The 21,454-nt window shown below is 46.7% G+C and carries 23 protein-coding genes; 15 read left to right on the forward strand and 8 right to left on the reverse strand.

The window, feature by feature from the left end:
• Position 1: 1 nt before the first annotated feature.
• Genes lptA through K0H61_RS02615 form a run of 4 tightly spaced genes read right to left on the reverse strand, consistent with a single transcriptional unit; the run spans position 2 to position 2,616 of the window.
• Positions 2-544, reverse strand: coding sequence for a lipopolysaccharide transport periplasmic protein LptA (gene lptA, locus K0H61_RS02600; RefSeq protein ID WP_220051218.1), 543 nt, complete (start codon positions 542-544; stop codon positions 2-4).
• Positions 531-1,091, reverse strand: coding sequence for an LPS export ABC transporter periplasmic protein LptC (gene lptC, locus K0H61_RS02605; RefSeq protein ID WP_220051219.1), 561 nt, complete (start codon positions 1,089-1,091; stop codon positions 531-533). Before lptC ends, lptA begins: the two co-directional genes overlap by 14 nt.
• Positions 1,088-1,639 carry a 3-deoxy-manno-octulosonate-8-phosphatase KdsC gene (gene kdsC, locus K0H61_RS02610; RefSeq protein WP_220051220.1) on the reverse strand — a complete coding sequence of 184 codons (552 nt, stop codon included), beginning with the start codon at positions 1,637-1,639 and terminating at the stop codon, positions 1,088-1,090. Before kdsC ends, lptC begins: the two co-directional genes overlap by 4 nt.
• On the reverse strand, positions 1,639-2,616 hold the full coding sequence (locus tag K0H61_RS02615) for a KpsF/GutQ family sugar-phosphate isomerase (protein ID WP_220051221.1): 978 nt from the start codon (positions 2,614-2,616) through the stop codon (positions 1,639-1,641). Before K0H61_RS02615 ends, kdsC begins: the two co-directional genes overlap by 1 nt.
• Positions 2,617-3,217: 601 nt before the next feature.
• On the opposite strand from K0H61_RS02615, the gene mlaF reads away from it, so the two are divergent.
• From mlaF to murA, 7 genes are read left to right on the forward strand one after another with little or no spacing between them, the layout of a single operon-like run.
• Complete coding sequence (mlaF, locus tag K0H61_RS02620) at positions 3,218-4,036, forward strand: phospholipid ABC transporter ATP-binding protein MlaF (RefSeq protein ID WP_220051222.1); 819 nt, start codon at positions 3,218-3,220, stop codon at positions 4,034-4,036.
• Complete coding sequence (gene mlaE, locus K0H61_RS02625; RefSeq protein ID WP_220051223.1) at positions 4,033-4,818, forward strand: lipid asymmetry maintenance ABC transporter permease subunit MlaE; 786 nt, start codon at positions 4,033-4,035, stop codon at positions 4,816-4,818. The genes mlaF and mlaE overlap by 4 nt, the downstream gene beginning before the upstream one ends.
• Positions 4,819-4,871: 53 nt before the next feature.
• Positions 4,872-5,345: an outer membrane lipid asymmetry maintenance protein MlaD gene (gene mlaD / locus K0H61_RS02630; RefSeq protein WP_220051224.1), complete on the forward strand. Its 474-nt coding sequence runs from the start codon at positions 4,872-4,874 to the stop codon at positions 5,343-5,345.
• An 11-nt stretch (positions 5,346-5,356) separates the two neighbouring features.
• A complete protein-coding gene (locus tag K0H61_RS02635; protein ID WP_220051225.1) occupies positions 5,357-6,010 on the forward strand; it encodes an MlaC/ttg2D family ABC transporter substrate-binding protein in 654 nt (217 codons plus the stop codon).
• 5 nt (positions 6,011-6,015) lie between these two features.
• Positions 6,016-6,309 (forward strand): STAS domain-containing protein, encoded by a 294-nt coding sequence (locus K0H61_RS02640; RefSeq protein WP_220051226.1) that lies wholly within the window; start codon positions 6,016-6,018, stop codon positions 6,307-6,309.
• A gap of 6 nt (positions 6,310-6,315) precedes the next feature.
• Positions 6,316-6,567, forward strand: coding sequence for a BolA family protein (locus K0H61_RS02645; protein WP_220051227.1), 252 nt, complete (start codon positions 6,316-6,318; stop codon positions 6,565-6,567).
• A gap of 12 nt (positions 6,568-6,579) precedes the next feature.
• On the forward strand, positions 6,580-7,839 hold the full coding sequence (murA, locus tag K0H61_RS02650; RefSeq protein WP_220051228.1) for a UDP-N-acetylglucosamine 1-carboxyvinyltransferase: 1,260 nt from the start codon (positions 6,580-6,582) through the stop codon (positions 7,837-7,839).
• Positions 7,840-7,929: 90 nt separating this feature from the next.
• Here murA and degS read toward each other — a convergent pair whose 3' ends face one another.
• Together degS and degQ are read right to left on the reverse strand one after the other, a co-directional pair.
• A complete protein-coding gene (gene degS, locus K0H61_RS02655; RefSeq protein WP_220051229.1) occupies positions 7,930-9,018 on the reverse strand; it encodes an outer membrane-stress sensor serine endopeptidase DegS in 1,089 nt (362 codons plus the stop codon).
• Between the two features lie 126 nt (positions 9,019-9,144).
• Positions 9,145-10,497 (reverse strand): Do family serine endopeptidase DegQ, encoded by a 1,353-nt coding sequence (gene degQ / locus K0H61_RS02660; RefSeq protein WP_220051230.1) that lies wholly within the window; start codon positions 10,495-10,497, stop codon positions 9,145-9,147.
• A gap of 414 nt (positions 10,498-10,911) precedes the next feature.
• On the opposite strand from degQ, the gene zapE reads away from it, so the two are divergent.
• From zapE to rlmB, 8 genes are all read left to right on the forward strand, one after another.
• Complete coding sequence (gene zapE, locus K0H61_RS02665; RefSeq protein ID WP_220051231.1) at positions 10,912-12,024, forward strand: cell division protein ZapE; 1,113 nt, start codon at positions 10,912-10,914, stop codon at positions 12,022-12,024.
• 295 nt (positions 12,025-12,319) lie between these two features.
• On the forward strand, positions 12,320-12,748 hold the full coding sequence (gene rplM, locus K0H61_RS02670) for a 50S ribosomal protein L13 (protein WP_220051232.1): 429 nt from the start codon (positions 12,320-12,322) through the stop codon (positions 12,746-12,748).
• Positions 12,749-12,762: 14 nt separating this feature from the next.
• Positions 12,763-13,155, forward strand: a complete 393-nt coding sequence (gene rpsI / locus K0H61_RS02675) for a 30S ribosomal protein S9 (protein ID WP_006083052.1) — start codon at positions 12,763-12,765, stop codon at positions 13,153-13,155.
• Positions 13,156-13,279: 124 nt separating this feature from the next.
• Positions 13,280-13,450, forward strand: a complete 171-nt coding sequence (locus K0H61_RS02680) for a DUF2065 domain-containing protein (RefSeq protein WP_220052420.1) — start codon at positions 13,280-13,282, stop codon at positions 13,448-13,450.
• A 66-nt stretch (positions 13,451-13,516) separates the two neighbouring features.
• Complete coding sequence (locus tag K0H61_RS02685) at positions 13,517-14,812, forward strand: adenylosuccinate synthase (protein ID WP_220051233.1); 1,296 nt, start codon at positions 13,517-13,519, stop codon at positions 14,810-14,812.
• 122 nt (positions 14,813-14,934) lie between these two features.
• Positions 14,935-15,591, forward strand: coding sequence for a tetratricopeptide repeat protein (gene motX / locus K0H61_RS02690; protein ID WP_220051234.1), 657 nt, complete (start codon positions 14,935-14,937; stop codon positions 15,589-15,591).
• A 37-nt stretch (positions 15,592-15,628) separates the two neighbouring features.
• Positions 15,629-18,073, forward strand: a complete 2,445-nt coding sequence (rnr, locus tag K0H61_RS02695) for a ribonuclease R (protein WP_220051235.1) — start codon at positions 15,629-15,631, stop codon at positions 18,071-18,073.
• Positions 18,074-18,814, forward strand: coding sequence for a 23S rRNA (guanosine(2251)-2'-O)-methyltransferase RlmB (gene rlmB, locus K0H61_RS02700; RefSeq protein ID WP_220051236.1), 741 nt, complete (start codon positions 18,074-18,076; stop codon positions 18,812-18,814). It abuts the gene before it with no gap.
• Between the two features lie 74 nt (positions 18,815-18,888).
• Here rlmB and K0H61_RS02705 read toward each other — a convergent pair whose 3' ends face one another.
• A complete protein-coding gene (locus K0H61_RS02705) occupies positions 18,889-20,337 on the reverse strand; it encodes an MFS transporter (RefSeq protein WP_220051237.1) in 1,449 nt (482 codons plus the stop codon).
• Between the two features lie 179 nt (positions 20,338-20,516).
• Positions 20,517-21,260 (reverse strand): DUF481 domain-containing protein, encoded by a 744-nt coding sequence (locus tag K0H61_RS02710; protein ID WP_220052422.1) that lies wholly within the window; start codon positions 21,258-21,260, stop codon positions 20,517-20,519.
• Between the last annotated feature and the right edge of the window lie 194 nt (positions 21,261-21,454).

Raw genomic sequence — 21,454 nt, forward strand, 5'->3', positions numbered from 1 at the left:
GTCAGTCCTGTTTAACAGGTTTGTCAGCGGGAGGATTTTTAAGATCTTCCTGATAATTTTCGGGCTGAATAATCGTTATTACCCGATCGTCACCATTGCCGGTACTCTCTGCAATCAGTTTTTGCTGGGTGATGTTGTAACGAATCAGGTTACCTGTCACTTGGCTACCAGCTTGATCGAGGGTTGCTTGACCTTTTAGTGTTAGAGTGCGTGAAGCCATTTCGTAGCGAATTTCTTTTGCACTGGCAGATGCAGGGCGGCCATCATCGAGGATTTGGCTATAGGTTGCAGGGTTACCCGTGGCGACTAAAATTTTGCTGTTGTCGCCCTCTGCTGAGAAAGCACGCAGCTCATTGGCTTGGATCTTGATCGAGCCCTGGGTCACTTCAACAGGACCGTAGAAGATGATTTGGTTATTTTTGATATCTGCAGTTTGGCTGACAGCCTTAATCTTGACCTCTTGCTGCAAATCACCAACTTTGGCAAAGGCGCCCATGCTGGTCATTAGCATTAGGCTGGCAAGTAATATGTTATTTTGCTTCATAGGTTCCAACTACCTGACTGGTCAATTGCACTTCCTGCGCGTTTAGATCCGCGTAAAGGCCTTGCCCCTGAATATTAAAATCTTTGCCTTTGACGTAGATGATACGGTCAGAGGTCATAATCATAGTGTTAAGATCGAGCTCTAAAAAACTGGTCGACAACGTTTGTATTGGCTCACCGGGGCTGATGGCCTCGATAATAACATTATTTTCTAATGCAACCTTACCCGTATCCTTTAACAAGCGGCCATTATCGGCTTGAATTTGCCATTGTGCTTGACCCTTATCGGGGTACACAAGGTATACAGGGCGAACAAAGTCCGTTTGGTTTTTCTGCTCGAAGTGCTCCATGTGCTGGGCGCTGACTCGGCTATTCACCTGACCCTGCTCATTAAATTCGATGCTACGCAAATCGTCGATAATGTAATCGGGTCTATCGCCATTATTCAAGGATGTATCAGTGTCGTCGCCACGTTTTTGCTGCACTTGCCAATAAAGTACTAATGCAGTACCAAAAAAGGCGATAATAGCGAGGGTCACACGACTCATATACTCATTCCATGGGCCGAAGTAAATTTATTTTGGCTAAGCAAAAGTAAGTCGGTTAGCTCCCTGAGGGCGCCATGGCCACCGTTGAGGTGGGTCACAAAGTGGGCGTGTTGGCGCACATAGGGATGACCATCCGCCACGCAAGCAGAAAGCCCAACGACTTTCATTACCGGCAAATCGACAATATCGTCACCGATATATGCCACTTCTTCAGGAGCCACATTGTAGAGGGCTAACAGCTCTTCATAGGGTTCAAATTTGTTGTCGACACCTTGATAGATATGGGTAACACCGAGTGCTGTCATGCGGTTCTCAACAATTTTAGATTGGCGCCCCGTGATTACCGCCAAATTAAAACCACTGGTCAGTAACGAACGAACACCATAGCCATCACGGGTATGGAAGGCTTTAAGTTCTTCGCCCGAATTGCTTAGATAGATGCGGCCGTCCGAGAAAACGCCATCGACATCGCAGATCAATAACTTAATTTTTTGCGCTCGTTGCCATACCTCATCACTGATGGGGCCATAAAAACCTTGTTGTGGCATTAGATCACTCCTGCTTTAACCATATCGAGCATATTGAGCGCACCGATAGGACGACGATCGGCGTCTATCACTATCAGGCCGTTAATATTTTTAGATTCCATCACCTGTAGCGCATGGGCTGCCAGTACATTACCTGTGATTGTAACGCAGTTGCGGGTCATCACATTAGCAATGGGTGTAGTACGAAGATTGACTTCGGCATCGATGATGCGGCGTAAATCACCGTCGGTAAAGATACCTTCAAGCCTTTGATCTTTATTGACAACGGCGGTCATACCTAACCCCTTACGTGAAATTTCATACAAAGCTTCGGTAATGGTCAGATCATTACTCACTACAGGCAAAGCATCGCCACTGTGCATAACATCGCTGACCTTGAGTAGCAGCTTACGGCCAAGTGCACCACCGGGATGGGAAAGGGCGAAATCTTCACGGGTAAAGCCCTTTGCCTGCAAAAGGGCAATGGCGATGGCATCGCCCATCACTAGGGTTGCCGTGGTGCTTGAGGTTGGCGCAAGTCCTAGCGGACAAGCTTCTTCAGGCACTTCGATGCATAAATGCACTTGGGCTAAACGCGCCATATTGGATTCGGGCTTGCCTGTCATGGCAATTACAGGAATCGCTTTACGCTGAATAACGGGCATCAGGGCAAGAATTTCACTGGATTCACCCGAATTAGAAATCGTTAATATCACATCATTATCAGAGATCATCCCTAGATCTCCGTGGCTGGCTTCACCTGGATGGACGAAGAAGGCGGGGGTGCCAGTGCTGGCAAGGGTCGCGGAAATCTTATTGCCGATATGGCCCGATTTTCCCATCCCCATCACGATGACTTTACCAGTGCAATTGAGGATCAGTTCACAGGCTTTGGCAAATTCAGCGGAGTCGATGTACTGATATAAATTGTCGAGTGCTGTTCGTTCAATATCGATGACTTTACAGCCCCATTGGCGCAGTTGTGATTGGTCTACCATGTCTATCTCTCTGTTTGCCTTGTCTTTATCGCCCCATTTCGAGAATGTAATGGCATGATGTGGTACGCAATAAAGATAATAAAAGTTAGTGGCATCCTGCCTAGGGTTAGATTGTGGTACTTACTGTTCCGTTTTTTGGTGTCGCGATTTATCTAAGCGATTCCTAAAGGCAATATCGTGTCAATTTTTTTAGTAAATCAGAGCGCTAGCTGGATTAAGTATTTATTGAATATCAATATATTACTTGGATTTTTTTGTTGGGTTGAATTTTCATGTAACCCAATAGATATCCTGCTCAAATATGCTAGTTTGAGCCCAAATTCAGCCAGCAAGTTCAGTTTAAATACCAGTTTATGATTTAGCCCACGCTAAACAAAATGGTCGATTTATCAACATGAACGAAAACATTAGGTAACACTTAATCTTAACGGTGCGAGAACCTATCGCGCATTTTCGCTGGAAAACAGAAAAATTGAAAGTATTGTAGGGCGATAGTGTCGATTTGGTTGTAGGTTACAGGCGAATTACGTACAATTTGCGGCTCTTCGTTTGGTCTGTAATGGATGCGCAGATCACCTCATTTCAAATATCGGAATCCAGCATGACTCAAGAACAAAAGCCATTGGTTGAAATCCGTCATTTGGGCTTCAGCCGAGGCAACCGTGTCATATATGAGGATATTAGCCTTTCTATTCCTCGAGGCAAAGTGACCGCCATCATGGGACCGAGTGGTATTGGTAAAACCACATTGCTCAAATTAATTGGTGGTCAATTAACGCCGGACAGTGGCCAAGTGCTGTTTGATGGGCATGACGTCCATGGCGTGAGTCGCAATGAGTTATTCGAATTGCGTAAACGCATGAGTATGTTATTCCAAAGTGGTGCCCTGTTTACCGATATCAATGTGTTCGATAACGTTGCCTTTGCCCTGCGCGAGCACTCGGGGCTGCCCGAAGAGATTATTCGCACTATCGTGTTGATGAAACTTGAAGCAGTAGGCCTTCGCGGCGCGGCTCAGATGATGCCAAGTGAGTTATCCGGTGGGATGCAACGCCGAGCGGCACTGGCCCGTGCAATTGCTCTAGAGCCTGAAATGGTGATGTACGATGAGCCGTTCGCAGGCCAAGACCCGATTTCGATGGGGGTGTTGGTAAAACTTATTCGCGAATTGTCCGATGCACTGAACCTCACTTCGATTGTGGTGTCCCACGATGTGGATGAAGTGCTAGGAATTGCAGATTACGTGTATGTAATCGCAGATAAAAAAGTCATTGCACATGGTACGCCAGAACAATTGAAAATGGCCGATAACCCGCAGCTGAAACAGTTTATTCAGGGGGCACCAGATGGCCCTGTGCCGTTCCATTATCCCGCAAACGATTATCAGCAAGAATTGATGACCAAAGGAGTGGGCAAGTGAAGTTTTTAGACAGTATTGCCGACTTAGGGCGCAGCGCTATTGGCATAGTTCAGGGCATGGGCAAAGCGGGTCTTATGCTGTGGGGGGCGATTTTCCGCTGGCCACAGGTAAAAAAGGGATTGCCGTTACTCGTTCGCCAAATCTATGTAGTGGGCGTGCAGTCGATGGTGATTATTTTGGTATCAGGCCTATTTATTGGCATGGTATTGGCGCTGCAGGGCTATAACATTTTAGTGGGCTTTGGTACCGAAGAAAGCCTAGGCCCTATGGTTGCCTTGAGTTTACTGCGTGAATTAGGCCCTGTTGTGACGGCACTGTTATTCGCGGGCCGCGCGGGTTCAGCTCTTACCGCCGAAATCGGTTTGATGAAGAGTACGGAGCAGTTATCGAGCCTAGAAATGATGGCAATCGATCCGCTAAGACAAATTATTGCGCCGCGTTTTTGGGCTGGGGTGATAAGTATGCCATTGTTAGCCTTGATGTTTACCGCAATTGGCATCTATGGAGGCCATTTGGTGGGCGTGGAATGGAAGGGCATCGATAGCGGTGCGTTTTGGTCAATTCTGCAGGCCTCGGTAGAATGGGAAAAAGATATAGTTAACTGTTTGATTAAAAGCGGAGTATTTGCGGTAGTGGTGACTTGGATTGCACTTTACCGCGGCTATCAAGTCGTACCTAATCCTGAAGGGATCAGCCGCGCGACAACATCAACCGTAGTGCAATCGAGTTTAGCGGTATTAGCATTGGACTTTTTACTAACAGCCCTGATGTTTGGCCGCTAACGGAAAGCGCCAAGGATACAGATTTAGATGGATTAACCGAGTGGTAACTGAGTATGTTGACACGAAAAATTGAATTGTTAGTGGGTATGTTTCTTTTAACAGGTTTGGCCGCCTTCCTTGTATTGGTATTTAACGTCGCCAATATTGAGGTTAAAACCGACGATAGCAGCTATACCCTAACCGCCAATTTCACTAATATTGGCGGCCTTAAAGTACGCTCTCCGGTCAAAGTGGGTGGGGTAGTCGTCGGCCGTGTGAGCCAGATTGATTTAGATCCGGTTAAATTGGTTGCGGTTGTGACCATAGTCATGGATAGAAAATTCGATAAATTCCCTGAAACCAGTAGCTTGGCTATTTTAACTTCTGGCCTGTTAGGGGAGCAGTTCCTCGGGTTAACCCCAGGATTTGTTGATGACGATGTGAGCATGCTGAAGGATGGCGATAAAATTGAAGATACTCGCTCAGCCTTAGTGTTAGAGGATCTGATTGGTCAGTTCCTGTATAGTATGGGTTCAAAGGATAAATAGAGGTTACCGCTATGTTTAAACGCTTTTCGCGCTTATTACTGCCGTTAGTGTGGATTTTTACAGTTACCAACGCACTGGCTGCCGACACTACCATCAACACTATGGACCCTTACGCCATGGTGAAATCGGTAGCGAATAAAACCTTCGATAGATTCCATCAAGATAAGGCTGTAATCGATGCGGATGCGGATCATTTAAAAGTGATCGTGCGTGAAGAATTAATGCCTTATATCGATACCAAATACGCCTCATATAAAGTCTTAGGTCAGTACTTAAAAGAGACGACAGAAGATCAACGTAATCACTTTGTCACGGCATTTGAAGGTTATTTAGTGTCGACCTATGCTCAAGCGTTTACCGAGTACACTGACCAAAAAATCGAGTTCTTACCGGGTAGCGATTACAGCAACGAAAAGATGGTCGATGTGAATGTGCAGATTATTGAAGCAGGTCGCCCGCCGATTAAGCTGCTATTCAAGGTTCGTCGCTTAAAAGATGACTCGTGGAAAGCCTTTGACTTGGTCGCCGAAGGGGTGAGTTTGCTGTCGTCAAAGCAGTCTGAAATCTCGAATCTTATCCGTCAGCAAGGTATCGATTCAGTGATCAAAATGCTTGAAGATCGCACTAAAGACAAAGTGACTAAACAGCCCAAAGCAGGGAAATAAGCGCCGTGGTTGAATTTGTACAACAGGGTAATGTGTGTCATCTCAATGGACGTTTATCCCAGAAAGAGGTGACTTTGCTATGGGACAACAAACATTCGTTGTTTAGCCAAGATACCCAAGTGTTGTCTTTAGCACAGCTTGAATACAGTGATAGCGCGGGTGTGGCATTTTTGCTGGCACTGGTGCGCCAACATCCAATACCGCTGGTATTGAGCGCTGCCTCGGAGCAGTTAGCAAAATTAATCGATTTATATGATTTACAGTCCTTCTTCACCGAAGAGGCCCATCGAAAAGGTTAGAATTTCATGGAATGCAGCTTAATAGAACAGATTTTACGTGATGCGCTAGAACTTGAAGAAGTGCGCGCAAGCTCCGACGGCAGCCACTATAAAGTGATCGCCGTGGGAGAATGTTTCGATGGCATGAGCCGCGTAAAGCAACAACAGGCAATTTATGCACCGCTGATGAGCTATATTGCCAGCGGTGAGTTACATGCGCTAACGATTAAAACTTTCACGCCGACACAATGGAAACGCGAAAAAGTTTTCAACAGCTAGTAGTGAGGAAAAGTGGATAAATTAATGATTCAAGCAAGCCCTCCGCTTGCTGGTGAAGTGGTGATTTCAGGTGCCAAGAATGCCGCACTGCCGATTCTGATGGCGGGCGTATTGGCAGAAACCGACTTTGTGGTTTCTAACGTACCGAATCTTCGCGACGTGACTACTAGTTGCAAATTACTGCGCTGTCTTGGCGCGGAAGTGACTGAGCTAGGTGACGGCCAAATCCGCATCTCTACCACGAATTTAAATGAGTTCTGTGCGCCATACGATCTGGTTAAGACGATGCGTGCCTCTATCTTGATTTTAGGCCCGTTGTTAGCCCGTTACGGCACCGCAGACGTGTCATTGCCTGGCGGCTGTGCCATTGGTGCGCGTCCGGTAAATCTTCACTTACATGGCCTCGAAATGATGGGCGCGAAGATTGAGGTGAAGGAAGGTTATATCAAGGCCCGTGTCGATGGTCGCTTGAAGGGCGCCCATATTTTCATGGACATGGTGAGCGTGGGCGCGACAGAAAATCTGCTGATGGCAGCAGCTCTAGCCGACGGCGAAACCGTTATTGAAAACGCTGCCCGAGAGCCTGAGGTTATTGATTTAGCTAACTGCTTAATCGCTATGGGTGCAAAAATCACTGGTGTGGGCACTGCAACACTGCGTATTCAAGGTGTTGAGCGTCTGCAGGGTTGTGAGTATCGCGTGATGCCAGATCGTATCGAAACCGGTTCTTTCCTCGTTGCCGCGGCGGTCACTCGTGGTCGTATTCGTTGCTTAAAAGCCGATCCTGCCTCTTTGGAATCGGTTATTGCTAAGCTCGAAGATGCTGGCGCGAAGATCACTACAGGTGAAGACTGGATTGAGCTCGATATGGAAGGCAAACGTCCAAAGGCCGTGAATATCAAGACCGCGCCATACCCAGGTTTCCCTACGGATATGCAGGCGCAGTTCTGCGTACTGAACGTACTGGCTCAGGGCACTGCAACTATTACTGAAACCATCTTTGAAAATCGCTTTATGCACGTGCCTGAACTTATCCGTATGGGCGCAAACATGGAGCAGGAAGGCAACACTTGTATTATCCAAGGTGTTGAATCCTTAAGTGGTGCGCAAGTGATGGCGACAGACCTACGTGCATCTGCAAGTCTGGTGATTGCAGGATTAGTCGCGGACGGTAAAACCATCGTTGATCGTATCTACCACTTAGACCGTGGATATGAGCACATCGAGCAAAAATTCCAGGGCTTAGGCGCACACGTAGAGCGTGTTCACTAATCTCTACAAACAAATCAGTGATCTACTATTTGTTAGATATAAAAAACCAGCTCTAGTAGCTGGTTTTTTATTGCTTCATTTGAGTGGGGTTTATTTATCTTTATCGATAACGACCTTCTCATCGATTGTCACATTTAGCGCCTGCTCTTTACCTTGGCGTATCACTGTAACGAGCACGGTTTTACCGGGCGTTGTTTCAGCGATTCTATCCATTAGCATTTCAACACCTGGGACATCTTCACCGTCGTATTTAATGATTACATCCCTTGGTTGCAATAATCCGCGGGCTGCTGGACCACTCGGGTCAACGCCAGTCACTAACACACCGCGAAGATCGGGAAGATTGAGAATTTGTGCGACAACAGGGTTGATTGGCTCGCCAGATATGCCAATGGCTCCACGGATAACACGACCATTTTTAATCAGTTTTCCCATGATACTGTGGGCAAGTTTGATGGGGATGGCAAAGTTAATCCCATGACCACCGCCTTCTTCACCAACTTGGAAGGCAGCGGTATTAATGCCTATAAGGCTGCCGTTGGTATCGATTAATGCGCCGCCTGAGTTACCGGCATTAATCGCCGCATCAGTCTGTAAGAAATCGAGATAACCCGAGCTTAAACCGTTACGGCCGGTGGCACTGATAATGCCTTGGGTAATGGTTTGACCTAGGTTGTAGGGATTACCGATGGCAAGTACAACATCACCTACCTGTGGCGGGCTATCTAAGTTAACTGGGACGATTGGCAGGTTATCGCCTTCAATCTTGAGTACTGATAAGTCAGTTTCAGGATCAAAACCGACGACCTCGGAGGTAAATTTACGGCCATCTTGAAGTGCCACTACAATCTCATCGGCTTTTTTAATCACATGATAATTCGTGAGAATATAGCCTTCTTTACTCATGATGACGCCAGAACCTAGTCCTTGGAGTGAACCTGAGTTAAGTGGGCGACTTTGGTCGATGCTAAGACTATAAATGTTAACTACCGCAGGGGCTGCGCGGCGAACCGCCTTGGCAAAGGACAACTCAACGGTGTGATTGCCACGATTTTGCAATAGGGACTTTCCAATGTTTTTATCGTCGAAATAACGGGTTACGAATAAGAACATGGCCGCCATGATAAGGCCAAAGAGAATGGCTTTACCGAGATATAACAGGGTGTCTTTTAGATTCATGGCAGGCTAAAAATGGCAAAAGGTGAGTTAGGTTAACATGTTTAAACAAGCAAAGCATAGGGAACCAAGGTTCCCTATGCTGATCAAGGTCAGAAAAATTGCTGAAAGATCAGCGATGAAGGCAGTTTATCTGAGGACTAAGTAAAGCATGCTCTTATCGCGAAGGATTTTAAGGGCTACTGCACCTTCTTGATCTTTTAGCTGCGCCTTAAGTGACTTGAGATCTTTAATCGCTGAGCGGTTAATCCCTACAATTACGTCACCTTTTTGTAGGCCGCTCATCGCGGCAGGTGAGCCCTTTGCCACATCGGTGATTTCAATGCCCTTTGATGAGTTTTCTAAAGACGCACCTTGCAGCATTGGGTGGACTGCGCCCGCGGCTTTTTCACTGGTTTGGCTCGCTTCACCCAAGGTGACCTTAACGGTTCGCTTGTCGCCATCACGGATTATCCCGAGCTCAACTTTTGCACCTGCCCCCATAGTGGCAACCTTTGCACGTAACTCTTGGAAGGATTTAATCGCGCGGCCATCGACACTAACAATAATATCGCCTGCTTTAATACCGGCTTTTTCAGCGGCGCTGCCTGCGGTGACTTCATTCACAAAGCCGCCGTGCTGGGTATCTAAACCAAAACCTTGGGCTAACTGGCTGTCTAGATCGCGACCCGAGATCCCAAGGACACCGCGGCGAACTTCACCGTGCTCGGCGATTTGAGAGACCAAGTTTTTCACCATATTGGCAGGGATCGCAAAACCGATCCCGACATTACCACCACCGGGTGCGACGATCGCTGTGTTGATACCAATCAATTCACCATTAAGGTTTACCAGCGCGCCACCCGAGTTACCACTGTTGATAGCTGCATCGGTTTGGATAAAGTTTTCAAGCATTTCAATACCAAGGCCGCTGCGACCTAGTGCGCTAACAATACCGGAGGTCACAGTTTGTCCAAGGCCGAATGGGTTGCCGATGGCAACGGCAAAATCACCTACACGCAGTTCATCTGAATCGGAGGTTTTAATCGCCACCAAATTTTTAGCTTCAATTTGCAGTAGGGCGATATCGGATTCAGAGTCGGTACCAATTAGTTTAGCTTTAACTTCACGGCCATCATGCAGACCCACTTGGATATCGTCGGCGCCATCGATCACGTGGTTATTGGTTACGATATAGCCTTTTTCTGCATCGAGAATGACTCCTGAACCTAAGCCTCTAAATGGGCGCTCTTGTACTTGCTCCTGTGGGGCATTTGGACCAAAGAAATAACGAAATACATCAGGAACACGTTGTTTAGAAACTTGGGTGCCTGTCACTGCTACTGAGACCACTGCAGGAGTCGTACGCTCCAACATGGGGGCAAGGCTGGGAAGAGTTTGACCTTCGACGGATTGTGGAATCGCTGCCTGGGAAATTTGCGGCATTATCGTTAAGGTTGCGGCTAACATGGCGGCTGAAAGTACAGATAATTTCGTTTTCATCTATTCATAACTCCAAATAAGGGACCTTAAGATCTAGACGTAATGCAATATCATTCTAGTGCGTGTCAGATCGAATCTGTATCGGTACCGGCTATTTGCCTAGGTAACCTTTCGGACTCGCACCTCATTGAAAAAGTTCATCAATATTAACAAATGTTAATTCGTTGATGGCTATTTTATCAGCATTTTCTTGAGTGAAGCTGAAGTGAGCAATGTGGGCAGTTTATGCATTTTTCAAGGTTAAAAATGATTTTTAGAGGCAAGTTTGTTTGGTTAAATTCTAGTGCCATTCCTAAAAAAGTTTTTATCATTTATCACTTATTAAATGCATTACTGAGCGTAAATAGATGCTGCACGTTTTAGGCCGTGGTAAAATCTGCGCAGTTTGTGTAGAGCATTAAAGAGAATTATAAATTGCCCCAGTTAAGCCCTTGGCAGCATTATCAAAAAGATCTAACTCGTGATGGTTTTTCCCATGATCCTGCGCAGGAAATGGCAGTAAAGGCGTTGCAACGAGTCTATGAGGATTTAACCGCCGTTATTGAGCCAACTTCATTATTCGGTAGGTTGTTTGCTGGGCTTGGTCTTAAACCTATTGCTCCCGCACCTAAAGGTCTTTATTTATGGGGCGGGGTAGGCCGCGGTAAAACCTATTTGATGGATACCTTTTTTGATGCGCTGCCAGGCAATCAAAAGCTGCGCGCTCACTTTCATCGCTTTATGCATCAACTGCATTTAGATTTAGATGCGTTAAAGGGCACACGGGATCCATTGATTGTTATTGCGAAAAAAATGGCGGCCCAATATAAAGTCATTTGTTTCGATGAGTTTTTCGTCTCTGATATTACTGATGCCATGTTACTTGGCACCCTATTCCAAGCCCTCTTTAAAGAAGGTGTGGTCTTGGTGGCAACTTCGAATATTATTCCCGATGACCTATACAAAAACGGTTTGCAGCGGGCACGCTTTTTGCCGGCGATAGCGTTAATCAATCAACACTGTGAAGTATTAAATGTGGATTCAGGAATCGACTATCGCCTGCGCACCCTTGAGCAGGCAGAGATTTACCACTATCCATTGGATGCCCAAGCAGATACCAATTTACTGCATTATTTCAGGCAGTTAGCGCCAGAAGTAGAAGTGTCTACTGCAGCTATTGAAATCGAAGGTCGTGAAATTGTAATTCGTCAACAGGCTCAGGGTGTGTTGCTAGCCGATTTTAGGGCGTTGTGTGATGGCCCCCGCAGTCAACGTGATTATATGGAGCTTGCGCGTATCTATCACACTGTATTGTTAAGCGGTATCGAGCAGATGGGGGCCTTACTCACAGGTGATGATATTGCCAGAAGATTTCTTGCGATGGTGGATGAATTTTATGAGCGTAACGTAAAACTGATTGTCTCAGCAGAGGTACCACTCGAGGAAATTTATGCAGAAGGACTCTTAAGTTTTGAATTCAGACGTTGCCGCTCACGTTTAATCGAAATGCAATCCCACGATTACCTAAAATCGGAGCATTTACCTTAAGTTGTTCTTGAACCAAGAGAGCTTTAATCCACATTTCCTCCTCAAGTTTGCTGTGGTTTATTAAACCTAGGGATAATGAGCCTCAGCGATCGAATTTTTATGATTTTTGTCAAAATATCAGGTGATTTTTAGCTCACGTTTGTCTATAATCCGCCACCTGCCCACGTTACTCCGCCGATTGGGCGGAAGTTGTAAGCCGAAATAAGTACTCGAAGGGGTACCGAAAGGCATTTTTGTGTTGCTTGTAAATGCAGGCAGCATGTGAGACAGAAATTAACTTTGGGTTTTTGTAATAATGAAGACTTTTACTGCTACACCAGAAACTGTAACTCGTGACTGGTTCGTCGTTGATGCAGACGGCAAAACTTTAGGTCGTATCGCTACCGAAATCGCTCTCCGTTTACGCGGTAAGCACAAGCCAGAATACACTCCTCACGTTGACACTGGTGATTACATCATCGTTATCAACGCCGAGAAAGTTACTGTTACTGGTAACAAAGCGAAAGGCAAAACGTACTACTCGCACTCAGGCTTCCCTGGTGGCATTAAGCAAATCAGCTTTGAAAAGCTGCAAGCTCATAAGCCAGAAATGATCATCGAGAAAGCAGTTAAGGGTATGTTACCAAAAGGTCCTCTGGGCCGTGCCATGTTCCGTAAACTGAAAGTTTACGCTGGCGCAGAACATAACCACGCTGCACAACAACCTCAAGTTCTTGATATCTAAACGGGATTAAGCAAATGGCTGCAACTCAGTACTACGGCACTGGCCGTCGCAAAACCTCTACAGCTCGCGTATTCGCTAAAGCTGGTAGCGGCAACATCGTTGTAAATCAACGTCCTTTGGACCAGTACTTTGGTCGTGAAACTGCTCGTATGGTTGTTCGTCAACCATTAGAGTTAGTTGAAATGACTGATAAGCTGGACATCTATGTAACTGTTAAAGGCGGTGGTATCACTGGCCAAGCAGGTGCAATCCGTCACGGTATCACTCGTGCTCTGATGCAATTAGATGAAGCTCTGCGTCCATCATTACGTTCTGCTGGTTTCGTTACCCGTGACGCTCGTAAAGTTGAGCGTAAGAAAGTGGGTCTACGTAAAGCACGTCGTAAACCACAATTCTCTAAGCGTTAATTTGCTTTTGGAATTTCAAAAAACCCAGCTTATGCTGGGTTTTTTATTGCCTTTTTTTCGCTATTATCGTGGCCAACAATGGCAGTTTTGAGCCTTATTGAGGAGAAGTGTATTGCAAATTTTTATGTTGGCACTGGCTTTGATGCTGATTTTTGAAGGTGTTGGTCCATTGCTATTTCCAAATAAGTGGCGCCGATATTTAAATGAACTTTCTAATCAAAATCAGCAGGTTTTGCGCCGAATAGGTGGATCATTAGTGACTGCAGGGCTGATCATTTTGATTATTTTTTCATAAATGACTTACCACAAATCTCCCAAAATCTGTTAGAATTCCGTTTTAACCACAACCTTGCAGCAAACAATGGGCAAAAACGTAGTTGTTCTCGGCACCCAATGGGGTGACGAAGGAAAAGGTAAAATTGTCGACCTTTTAACTGAACAGGCAAAATATGTAGTTCGTTATCAAGGTGGCCACAACGCGGGTCATACCTTGGTTATCAACGGCGATAAAACCGTTCTTCATCTGATCCCGTCAGGCATCCTGCGCGATAATGTTAAGTGCATTATCGGTAATGGTGTTGTATTAGCACCCGATGCCCTGATGAAAGAGATCAACATGCTTAAAGAGCGAGGCATTCCAGTTGAGGAACGTCTGCTGATCTCTGAAGCGTGTCCGCTGATCCTACCTTTCCACTGTGCTCTAGACATTGCTCGCGAAAAAGCGCGCGGTAATAAAGCGATTGGTACAACAGGTCGTGGTATTGGTCCTGCGTATGAGGACAAAATTTCCCGTCGTGGTCTGCGTGTTGGCGATCTGTTCAATGCTGAACTTTTTGCAGAGAAGCTAAAAGAAGTGATGAAGTATCACAACTTTATGCTGACCGAATACTACCAAGTTGAAGCCGTTGATTACGAGCAAACTCTAACCGATGTGTTAGCCTTAGCTGACTATCTGAAGAGCATGTGCGTTGACGTTACCGAACTGTTGGATAACGCACGCAAAGCGGGCGAGCCAATTCTGTTCGAAGGTGCGCAGGGTACACTGCTGGATATCGACCACGGTACTTACCCGTTCGTAACTTCTTCAAACACTACTGCTGGCGGTGTTGCGACGGGCAGTGGTTTTGGTCCACGTCACTTAGACTATGTACTGGGTATCATGAAGGCGTACACCACTCGTGTAGGTGCAGGTCCTTTCCCTACTGAACTTTTATGTGAAGTGGGTGATCATTTAGGGACTAAAGGTCATGAGTTCGGTGCGACGACTGGTCGTAAGCGTCGTCCAGGTTGGTTAGATGCTGTGGCAATGCGCCGCGCAGTTCAAATCAACAGCATAAGTGGCTTTTGCTTAACTAAGTTAGACGTACTCGATGGTCTAAAAGAAGTTAAGATCTGTGTTGGTTACCAACATCCAGATGGCACAGTCACTAAAGTCACGCCTTTAGCGGCTGAAGGTTATGAGCAGGTTACGCCTGTTTACGAAACTATGCCAGGTTGGAGCGAGAACACTTTCGGTGCGACTTCAATTGATCAGCTGCCACAAGCTGCTATCAACTACATTAAGCGTATCGAAGAGTTATTGGAAACCCCAATCGACATCATCTCTACTGGTCCTGACCGTAATGAGACTATGATTCTAGTCAGTCCGTTTAACTAAGAACGAGATGATTTAAAGTCAGAAAGGCCGTGATACACGGCCTTTTCTATTTGTGCTCCCCTCAGTTTGCATTTCTGTGGTTAGATATTCAGCTTAGACTCAAGAAATGGGTTATACTGCCGATGCAAGTATTCACCCTATTGTCATTGAGAGTTGTTATGCTCCGTACAGCATTCATATCGCTTCTATCCTTGGTTTCAAGCGTCTCCTTTGCTGAGACTCAGGCTGTAGATATTTATTCTCAAGAACAATTGCTTGAGATGTTCAGAAGCGATCAATATCTTAAGCAAGTAAAGCAGGATGATTGCCAATTGGTACAGGATATCGAAGCCCGTGCCGAAGTGCTAAAGCAGCCTATGTACCAGTTATTGTGGGGCGAAATGCTCAACCACGGTGTCTGCGTTAAGGCGAATGCGGTTAAGGGGATGAATTTATTGCAGGCATCGGCCGAGCAGGGTAGTCCCGAAGCCATGGTCAAACTTGCCGAGTATTACCAAAATGGAAAATTTGTCATTCGTAATAAAGACCGCGCGGTAAACTATTTACTCCCTGCGGCAGCGAGTGGCAGTCTACAGGCAAGAATGATGTTAGTCCGTTTATACGGCGAAGGTTATGGTAGTCCAAGGGACTATGAAATGGCCTATAATTGGTTGTATAACAATGTATTTAACGATGAGGCGACCAAACAAAAAGCCTTATCATTACTGCAAAAGTTGGCTGCAAAAATGCCCCCAAGTGTGGTGGCGCGAGCCCAGCAGGAACATATACGACCCCATTAAGCTGTCTCGCGATTGAGACACATAATTTGGAAATTGAATGATAAAAGACCCTCATTTTGAGCGTGAACAGGATAAGTACGAAAACCCTATCCCAAGCCGCGAGTATATTATTGAATACTTGCGCTCCCAAAAATCACCCCTCACCCGTGACAGCATCGCTGTTGCATTGAAGATCCACGAAGAAGATCAACTCGAAGCCCTACGTCGCCGCTTACGTGCGATGGAGCGTGACGGTGAGTTGGTGTTTACCCGTGGTCAAAGCTACGGCTTGCCCGAAAGAATGGATCTTATCTCTGGTACCGTATTAGGGCACAGGGAAGGGTATGGCTTCTTTAAGCCTGATGAAGGTGGTGATGATTTATTTATCTCGAACAGAGATATGTTGATGTATTTCCATGGCGATAAAGTGCTGGCACAAAAAGCCGGCGTTGACCGTAAAGGTCGCCGTGAAGCGCGTCTCGTTCGTTTGATCCAGCCTCGCAGTGCTGCGATTGTTGGCCGTTACCATGTTGATAGTGGCATGGCATTTGTGATTGCCGATGATAAGCGCATTACCCAAGAGATTTTAATCGCCAACGAAGACCGTAATGGCGCACGCCAAGGTGATGTGGTCGTCGTTGAACTCACACGTCGTCCTGGGCGATTTGTAAAAGCCGCCGGTAAAGTCACCGAAGTTTTAGGTAAGCAAATGGCGCCGGGGATGGAGATTGAAATCGCCCTGCGTAATTACGATTTACCCCATAAATGGTCAGCGGTTATTGAGAAAAAACTGCGCCGGATCCCCGATGAAGTGACTGAAGCGGATAAGATTGGCCGCGTCGATCTACGTGATCTGCCGTTAGTGACTATTGATGGTGAAGATGCCCGCGACTTTGACGATGCAGTCTATGCGGAAGTGAAACCCAGTGGTGGCTGGCGTCTGTGGGTGGCGATTGCTGATGTAAGTTACTATGTTCGCACCGATTCAGCGCTCGATACCGAAGCACGTTCCCGCGGTAACTCTGTGTATTTCCCATCGCAGGTTATCCCAATGCTGCCGGAGAAAATCTCCAACGGCCTGTGTTCGCTCAATCCCCATGTAGACCGCCTGTGTATGGTGGCGGAGATGACGATTTCGGCCAAGGGTAAGCTCTCGGGTTACAAGTTCTACCCGGCGGTAATGCATTCTCACGCGCGTTTTACCTATACCCAAGTGGCGGCAATGCTCGAAGGCGGTCCAATCGCCCCTGAGCACGAGGCATTATTCCCGCACCTGCAATGTTTGCAGTCACTGTATTTAGCGCTCGATGAGCAGCGCGCCGAGCGCGGCGCGATTGCCTTTGAAACCTTAGAAACCCAGTTTATTTTTAACGAGCAGCGTAAGATCGATAAAATTGTGCCAAGGGCGCGTAACCAAGCCCATAAGATCATCGAAGAATGCATGATTTTGGCTAACGTCTCTGCGGCTAAGTTCGTGAAAAAGCACAAAGGTGAAATCCTTTATCGGGTTCACGAACCCCCGTCAGAGATGCGATTGGCGAACTTTAAAGAGTTCCTTGCTGAGCGCGGATTAAGCATGAGTGGTGGCCTTGAGCCAACCCCTGCAGATTATCAAAACGTGATGCTGCAGATTAGCGAGCGCCCCGATGCTGAGCTTATTCAGGTGATGCTGCTGCGTTCTATGCGCCAAGCAATCTACACACCGGATAATGAAGGCCACTTTGGTCTGGCACTGGAGGAGTATGCTCACTTTACCTCGCCAATTCGCCGTTACCCAGACTTAGTGCTACACCGCGTGATCCGCTATTTACTGGCGAAGGAGCAGGGTGAAGCCAATGAGAAGTGGACGAGCGATGGTGGTTACCATTATCAGCTCGATGAGCTAGACCAACTTGGTGAAGAGTGTTCTAACACTGAGCGCCGCGCAGATGAGGCAACGCGCGATGTAAGCGACTGGTTGAAATGTGAATTTATGCAGGATCACGTGGGTGACACCTTCGAAGCTGTGATTGCTTCGGTGACTAACTTCGGCCTGTTTGTGCGCTTAAATGACCTCTTTATCGATGGTTTAGTGCATATTTCGAGTCTGGGCAGTGATTACTATCAGTTTGATCCTATGCGTCAGCGTTTACTGGGTGAGAACACCGGTCAGGTTTATCAAGTTGGCGATCCCGTGACAGTAAAAGTGGCCGCGGTGAATCTGGATGACAGACAAATCGATTTGATTATGCTTGGCGAGGGCGGTAAAGGTCGTCGTAAATCCGCGCCGAGCCGTGAAAAGCCAATGACCGCCCGTGAGCGTGTTAACCGTGAAGGTGCCAAAATGGCGCGTGCGGCTAAAGGAGGTACGGGCGTAGGTGCATCACGTTCAAGCGCTGATAAATCAAGGGCGGATGGGAGTAAGCCAAGTGGCGCAAAACCTAAGTCAAAGTCTGGCAGCAAACCAAAGAAAAATTCGGCTAAAAAGCCAAAGGCCGCTAAGCGGAGCACGAGAAAGAAGTAAATGAAAAAACAAGATATTATTTTTGGCATTCACGCTGTTGAAGCCCTGTTAAAGCATAGCCCTGAGCGCATTATCGAACTGTGGCTATTGCAAGGTCGTGATGATGAGCGTTTAACTCCGCTTATTCGCCAGGCCAAGGATTTTGGTACCAGCATCCAAGTCACCTCGCGTAAGGTGTTGGATGATAAGGCCGAAAGCACGCAACACCAAGGTATTGTTGCCCGCGTAAAAGCCGCCAAAATATTGGGTGAGCACGACTTAGACGATCTGCTGGCTAAGACTGAACTGCCATTCCTGTTAATTTTAGATGGTGTTACCGATCCCCATAACTTAGGGGCTTGCCTACGTAACGCCGATGCTGCGGGTGTTCAGGGTATCATTGTGCCTAAGGATAACTCGGTTGGCCTAACGGCAACGGTGAGTAAAGTTGCCTGCGGCGCTGCGGAAACAGTACCTTTATTCCAAGTGACTAACCTTGCGCGCACTATGCGTCATCTGCAGGATAAGGGAGTGTGGATTGTTGGTACTGCGGGCGAGGCCGACTGTGAATTATACCAAGCCGATCTAAAAGGGCCGTTAGCGATTGCCATGGGCGCAGAAGATAAAGGTCTTCGCCGCTTAAGCCGTGAATCCTGCGATATGCTTGTATCTATCCCTATGGCAGGCAGCGTGTCGAGCTTAAACGTGTCGGTAGCAACGGGTATTTGTTTATTTGAAGCGGTTCGTCAGCGTCGTAGTTAATCATTTTACTCTTGATAGCGCAGTTAATAAAAAGACGGCAAATGCCGTCTTTTGTGTTAATAGTGACCCAGACCTTAACTTGCCTTTATCGCATCCTCTTGCTCATAACTTACGGCAGTTAAGCCTAAAACGTCATCATCTGTCGTATCCTGCGAAACGGGAGTATCAAGCGTGGCTTCGAGCGAATCTAAGTCAAAGCTAAAGGCAAGTTGTTGCTCGTAGTCAGTGTCGCTGAAGTTATCGGGATCGATATTTTCATCTTCGGCAGTCACCACCATTTGTTCTTTAACCGATTCGACATCGACCCTCGGGTCAAGCGCTGCCACTAATGGCGAAGACACTAAATCGCCTGTGGCCATAATATAGTCTTGGGTGACATGGGTTTCGGCTTTTTGTTTTGAGTGGACATAACGTAGGCGAACGAAAAGCACTAAAGTACATGCTGAAATAAACCCATAGAGCATGTTATTGCCAAACCATTGCATTAGGGTTGAGGCGATAAGTGGCCCGATACTGGCGCCTATGCCAAAGGTCAATAAAATGGTGGCAGACAAACCAACTCTTTCATTTTGTTCAACCCTTGAATTGGCAAGTGCAGTGGCGAGGGGATAAAAGGTAAAACCTAGGATCCCAAACAGAAAAGTGAGTACCAACGATAAATGTTCTTGATGTGGCAATATCGCTATTACTAAGGCTAAGCTGCCAAGTAGTAAGCAGTTAATCCGAATGAGTCGACTGCGCGACATAATGTCTGACAATTTCCCCATCGGCCATTGGGCTAAAAGGCCTGCCATTATGGTGACTGTCATATAGGTTGCGACTTCCTCGGGCGGCATGCCAAGGTTACTGGCGTAAGCGGGGGCTAGTCCATAGAAAGAGCCTACAATCATACTGCCGATGGCTACAGTCGTTAACGCTTGTGGCGCTAAACGCCAGTAATGGGTAATTTGTAATGGTGCTGGCACTAAAGGTGCTGGATGAATCCGCCTTGTGATGGCAATGGGGACAATACAGAGGGAAAAACAAATCGCAATTAAAAGTAGTGGTTCTAAACCTAAGTCTGGATAGAGGCTGATAGCGCCTTGGCCTAAAATCAGCCCGAAATAAGACACTATCATATAACTTGCGAACACAGTACCGCGCTGCGTGTTGTCGGCCTGTTCGTTAAGCCAGCTTTCGAGCACCATATACTGGCACATCATCCCCATACCAACGATAAGTCTCAGCACTATCCAAATCGTTAACTCATCGATTAGGGCGTGACCAAGGGCTGATGCGGCGACAATGCCTGCACTGGCGACGAAGGCGCGAATATGACCTACCTGGGCAATAAGCCTGTGGCCAATTTTTGAGCCAGCCACAAGGCCGACATAGTAGGCTGACATCATGCCGCCAATCCAAAGTTGTGGCACGTCCATGACAGAGAGTCTAAGCCCTAAGTATGTTGTAAGTAGGCCACCCGCCAGCACGGTTAACAGGGTAGTGCTATACAAAGAGGCGAAGGTACGTAAAGGATTTGCCATAGCGACTCCAACAAAGATTGCCTAGGAGAGTATATCAGTTGTTGGCTGGCTTACTGTGGCATAAGAGGAATGAAGTTACTGACTAAATGATGGAATTACTGGGTAGGTCACTAAATAGCTGAAATCGAACTGAAGGCTGATGACATTTTTATCATCAGCCTAGCTGAGTGATGTAGAGATTATCTGAAGGTATAAAGCAGGTTAAAAGTAGTAATGGTATCAGTTTGTTGGGTGCCTTCAGGCACAATTTCGGTATATTTCATGTTGATGCCGATTTTGAATGCCCAGTCCTGAAACACCATATTCTTATAATTCATATCTAAAGTGAGGGTGTTGTTATTTTCCCCTACCTCGGCGGTGAGATCTGCATTGATGCTAGAGTATTCCTGTAGCTTTTGTGAAAACTTAGCCGCAGTACGCAAAATGACATCTCGCTCGGCCGCGGGGTCTGGTTCAGTGACCGATTCAGCGGGTAAGTTGTAACGATAACCGGGACCGACTTCAAAACTGAGTTTGGTTCGAAAGGTGCCTATCGCATTAAAACCATAACCAGTCGAAACAGTCGATATTTGGGTGTAACTACCAAATTGGTCCCAAGTAAAGTCGCCACGACCGAAGACGTAGCCCTTATCGAGCTTATAGTTACTCTGTAATTGCAGTTCGTATTTTTCGGAGGTGGTTTTATTTTGCTCTGAGGCAAAATAAGCCTTCAGGGTCGCTTCTTGTTTGGTGTTTTGCGTGTCGTAGACTAATTGGGTTCTGCCGTTAAAGCTGCTGGATTCGGTGTTGCCAGTATTCAATTGCAAGCCAGCTTCAACCTCTGCAGTGAAATCACTTGGCGGCTCTTGATAATCGGGTGGTACGAGTGCAAGTGTTCGAAAAGACAGGCAAAACAAACTCAAAGGGGCGATAACTTTTAGCATTGCTCGTAACATTAGTATTCGTTCTTGATTAGCAGTGGTTAAAGGTCCGAATGGGAGCGAGGCGTCATCATACCCCGATTGCCTGTTGAGGCAAAGTTATTGCTTGAGTTTCACGTCTGCTTTCTGTACTATTTCGCGCTCTAATCAGTCACTATTTTCGTTCCTTGCCTCTAACTTGGTCCGACTGAGCCAAA

Origin of the sequence: Shewanella acanthi (assembly GCF_019457475.1) — a bacterium.
Classification (GTDB): domain Bacteria; phylum Pseudomonadota; class Gammaproteobacteria; order Enterobacterales; family Shewanellaceae; genus Shewanella; species Shewanella acanthi.

Coding starts and splice junctions, on each gene's coding strand:
- lptA (WP_220051218.1), bottom strand. CDS start 544: ATGAAGCAAAATAACATATTACTTGCCAGCCTAATGCTAATGACCAGC.
- lptC (WP_220051219.1), bottom strand. CDS start 1,091: ATGAGTCGTGTGACCCTCGCTATTATCGCCTTTTTTGGTACTGCATTA.
- kdsC (WP_220051220.1), bottom strand. CDS start 1,639: ATGCCACAACAAGGTTTTTATGGCCCCATCAGTGATGAGGTATGGCAA.
- K0H61_RS02615 (WP_220051221.1), bottom strand. CDS start 2,616: ATGGTAGACCAATCACAACTGCGCCAATGGGGCTGTAAAGTCATCGAT.
- mlaF (WP_220051222.1), top strand. CDS start 3,218: ATGACTCAAGAACAAAAGCCATTGGTTGAAATCCGTCATTTGGGCTTC.
- mlaD (WP_220051224.1), top strand. CDS start 4,872: ATGTTGACACGAAAAATTGAATTGTTAGTGGGTATGTTTCTTTTAACA.
- K0H61_RS02635 (WP_220051225.1), top strand. CDS start 5,357: ATGTTTAAACGCTTTTCGCGCTTATTACTGCCGTTAGTGTGGATTTTT.
- K0H61_RS02645 (WP_220051227.1), top strand. CDS start 6,316: ATGGAATGCAGCTTAATAGAACAGATTTTACGTGATGCGCTAGAACTT.
- degS (WP_220051229.1), bottom strand. CDS start 9,018: ATGAATCTAAAAGACACCCTGTTATATCTCGGTAAAGCCATTCTCTTT.
- degQ (WP_220051230.1), bottom strand. CDS start 10,497: ATGAAAACGAAATTATCTGTACTTTCAGCCGCCATGTTAGCCGCAACC.
- rplM (WP_220051232.1), top strand. CDS start 12,320: ATGAAGACTTTTACTGCTACACCAGAAACTGTAACTCGTGACTGGTTC.
- rpsI (WP_006083052.1), top strand. CDS start 12,763: ATGGCTGCAACTCAGTACTACGGCACTGGCCGTCGCAAAACCTCTACA.
- K0H61_RS02680 (WP_220052420.1), top strand. CDS start 13,280: ATGTTGGCACTGGCTTTGATGCTGATTTTTGAAGGTGTTGGTCCATTG.
- K0H61_RS02685 (WP_220051233.1), top strand. CDS start 13,517: ATGGGCAAAAACGTAGTTGTTCTCGGCACCCAATGGGGTGACGAAGGA.
- motX (WP_220051234.1), top strand. CDS start 14,935: ATGCAAGTATTCACCCTATTGTCATTGAGAGTTGTTATGCTCCGTACA.
- rnr (WP_220051235.1), top strand. CDS start 15,629: ATGATAAAAGACCCTCATTTTGAGCGTGAACAGGATAAGTACGAAAAC.
- rlmB (WP_220051236.1), top strand. CDS start 18,074: ATGAAAAAACAAGATATTATTTTTGGCATTCACGCTGTTGAAGCCCTG.
- K0H61_RS02705 (WP_220051237.1), bottom strand. CDS start 20,337: ATGGCAAATCCTTTACGTACCTTCGCCTCTTTGTATAGCACTACCCTG.
- K0H61_RS02710 (WP_220052422.1), bottom strand. CDS start 21,260: ATGCTAAAAGTTATCGCCCCTTTGAGTTTGTTTTGCCTGTCTTTTCGA.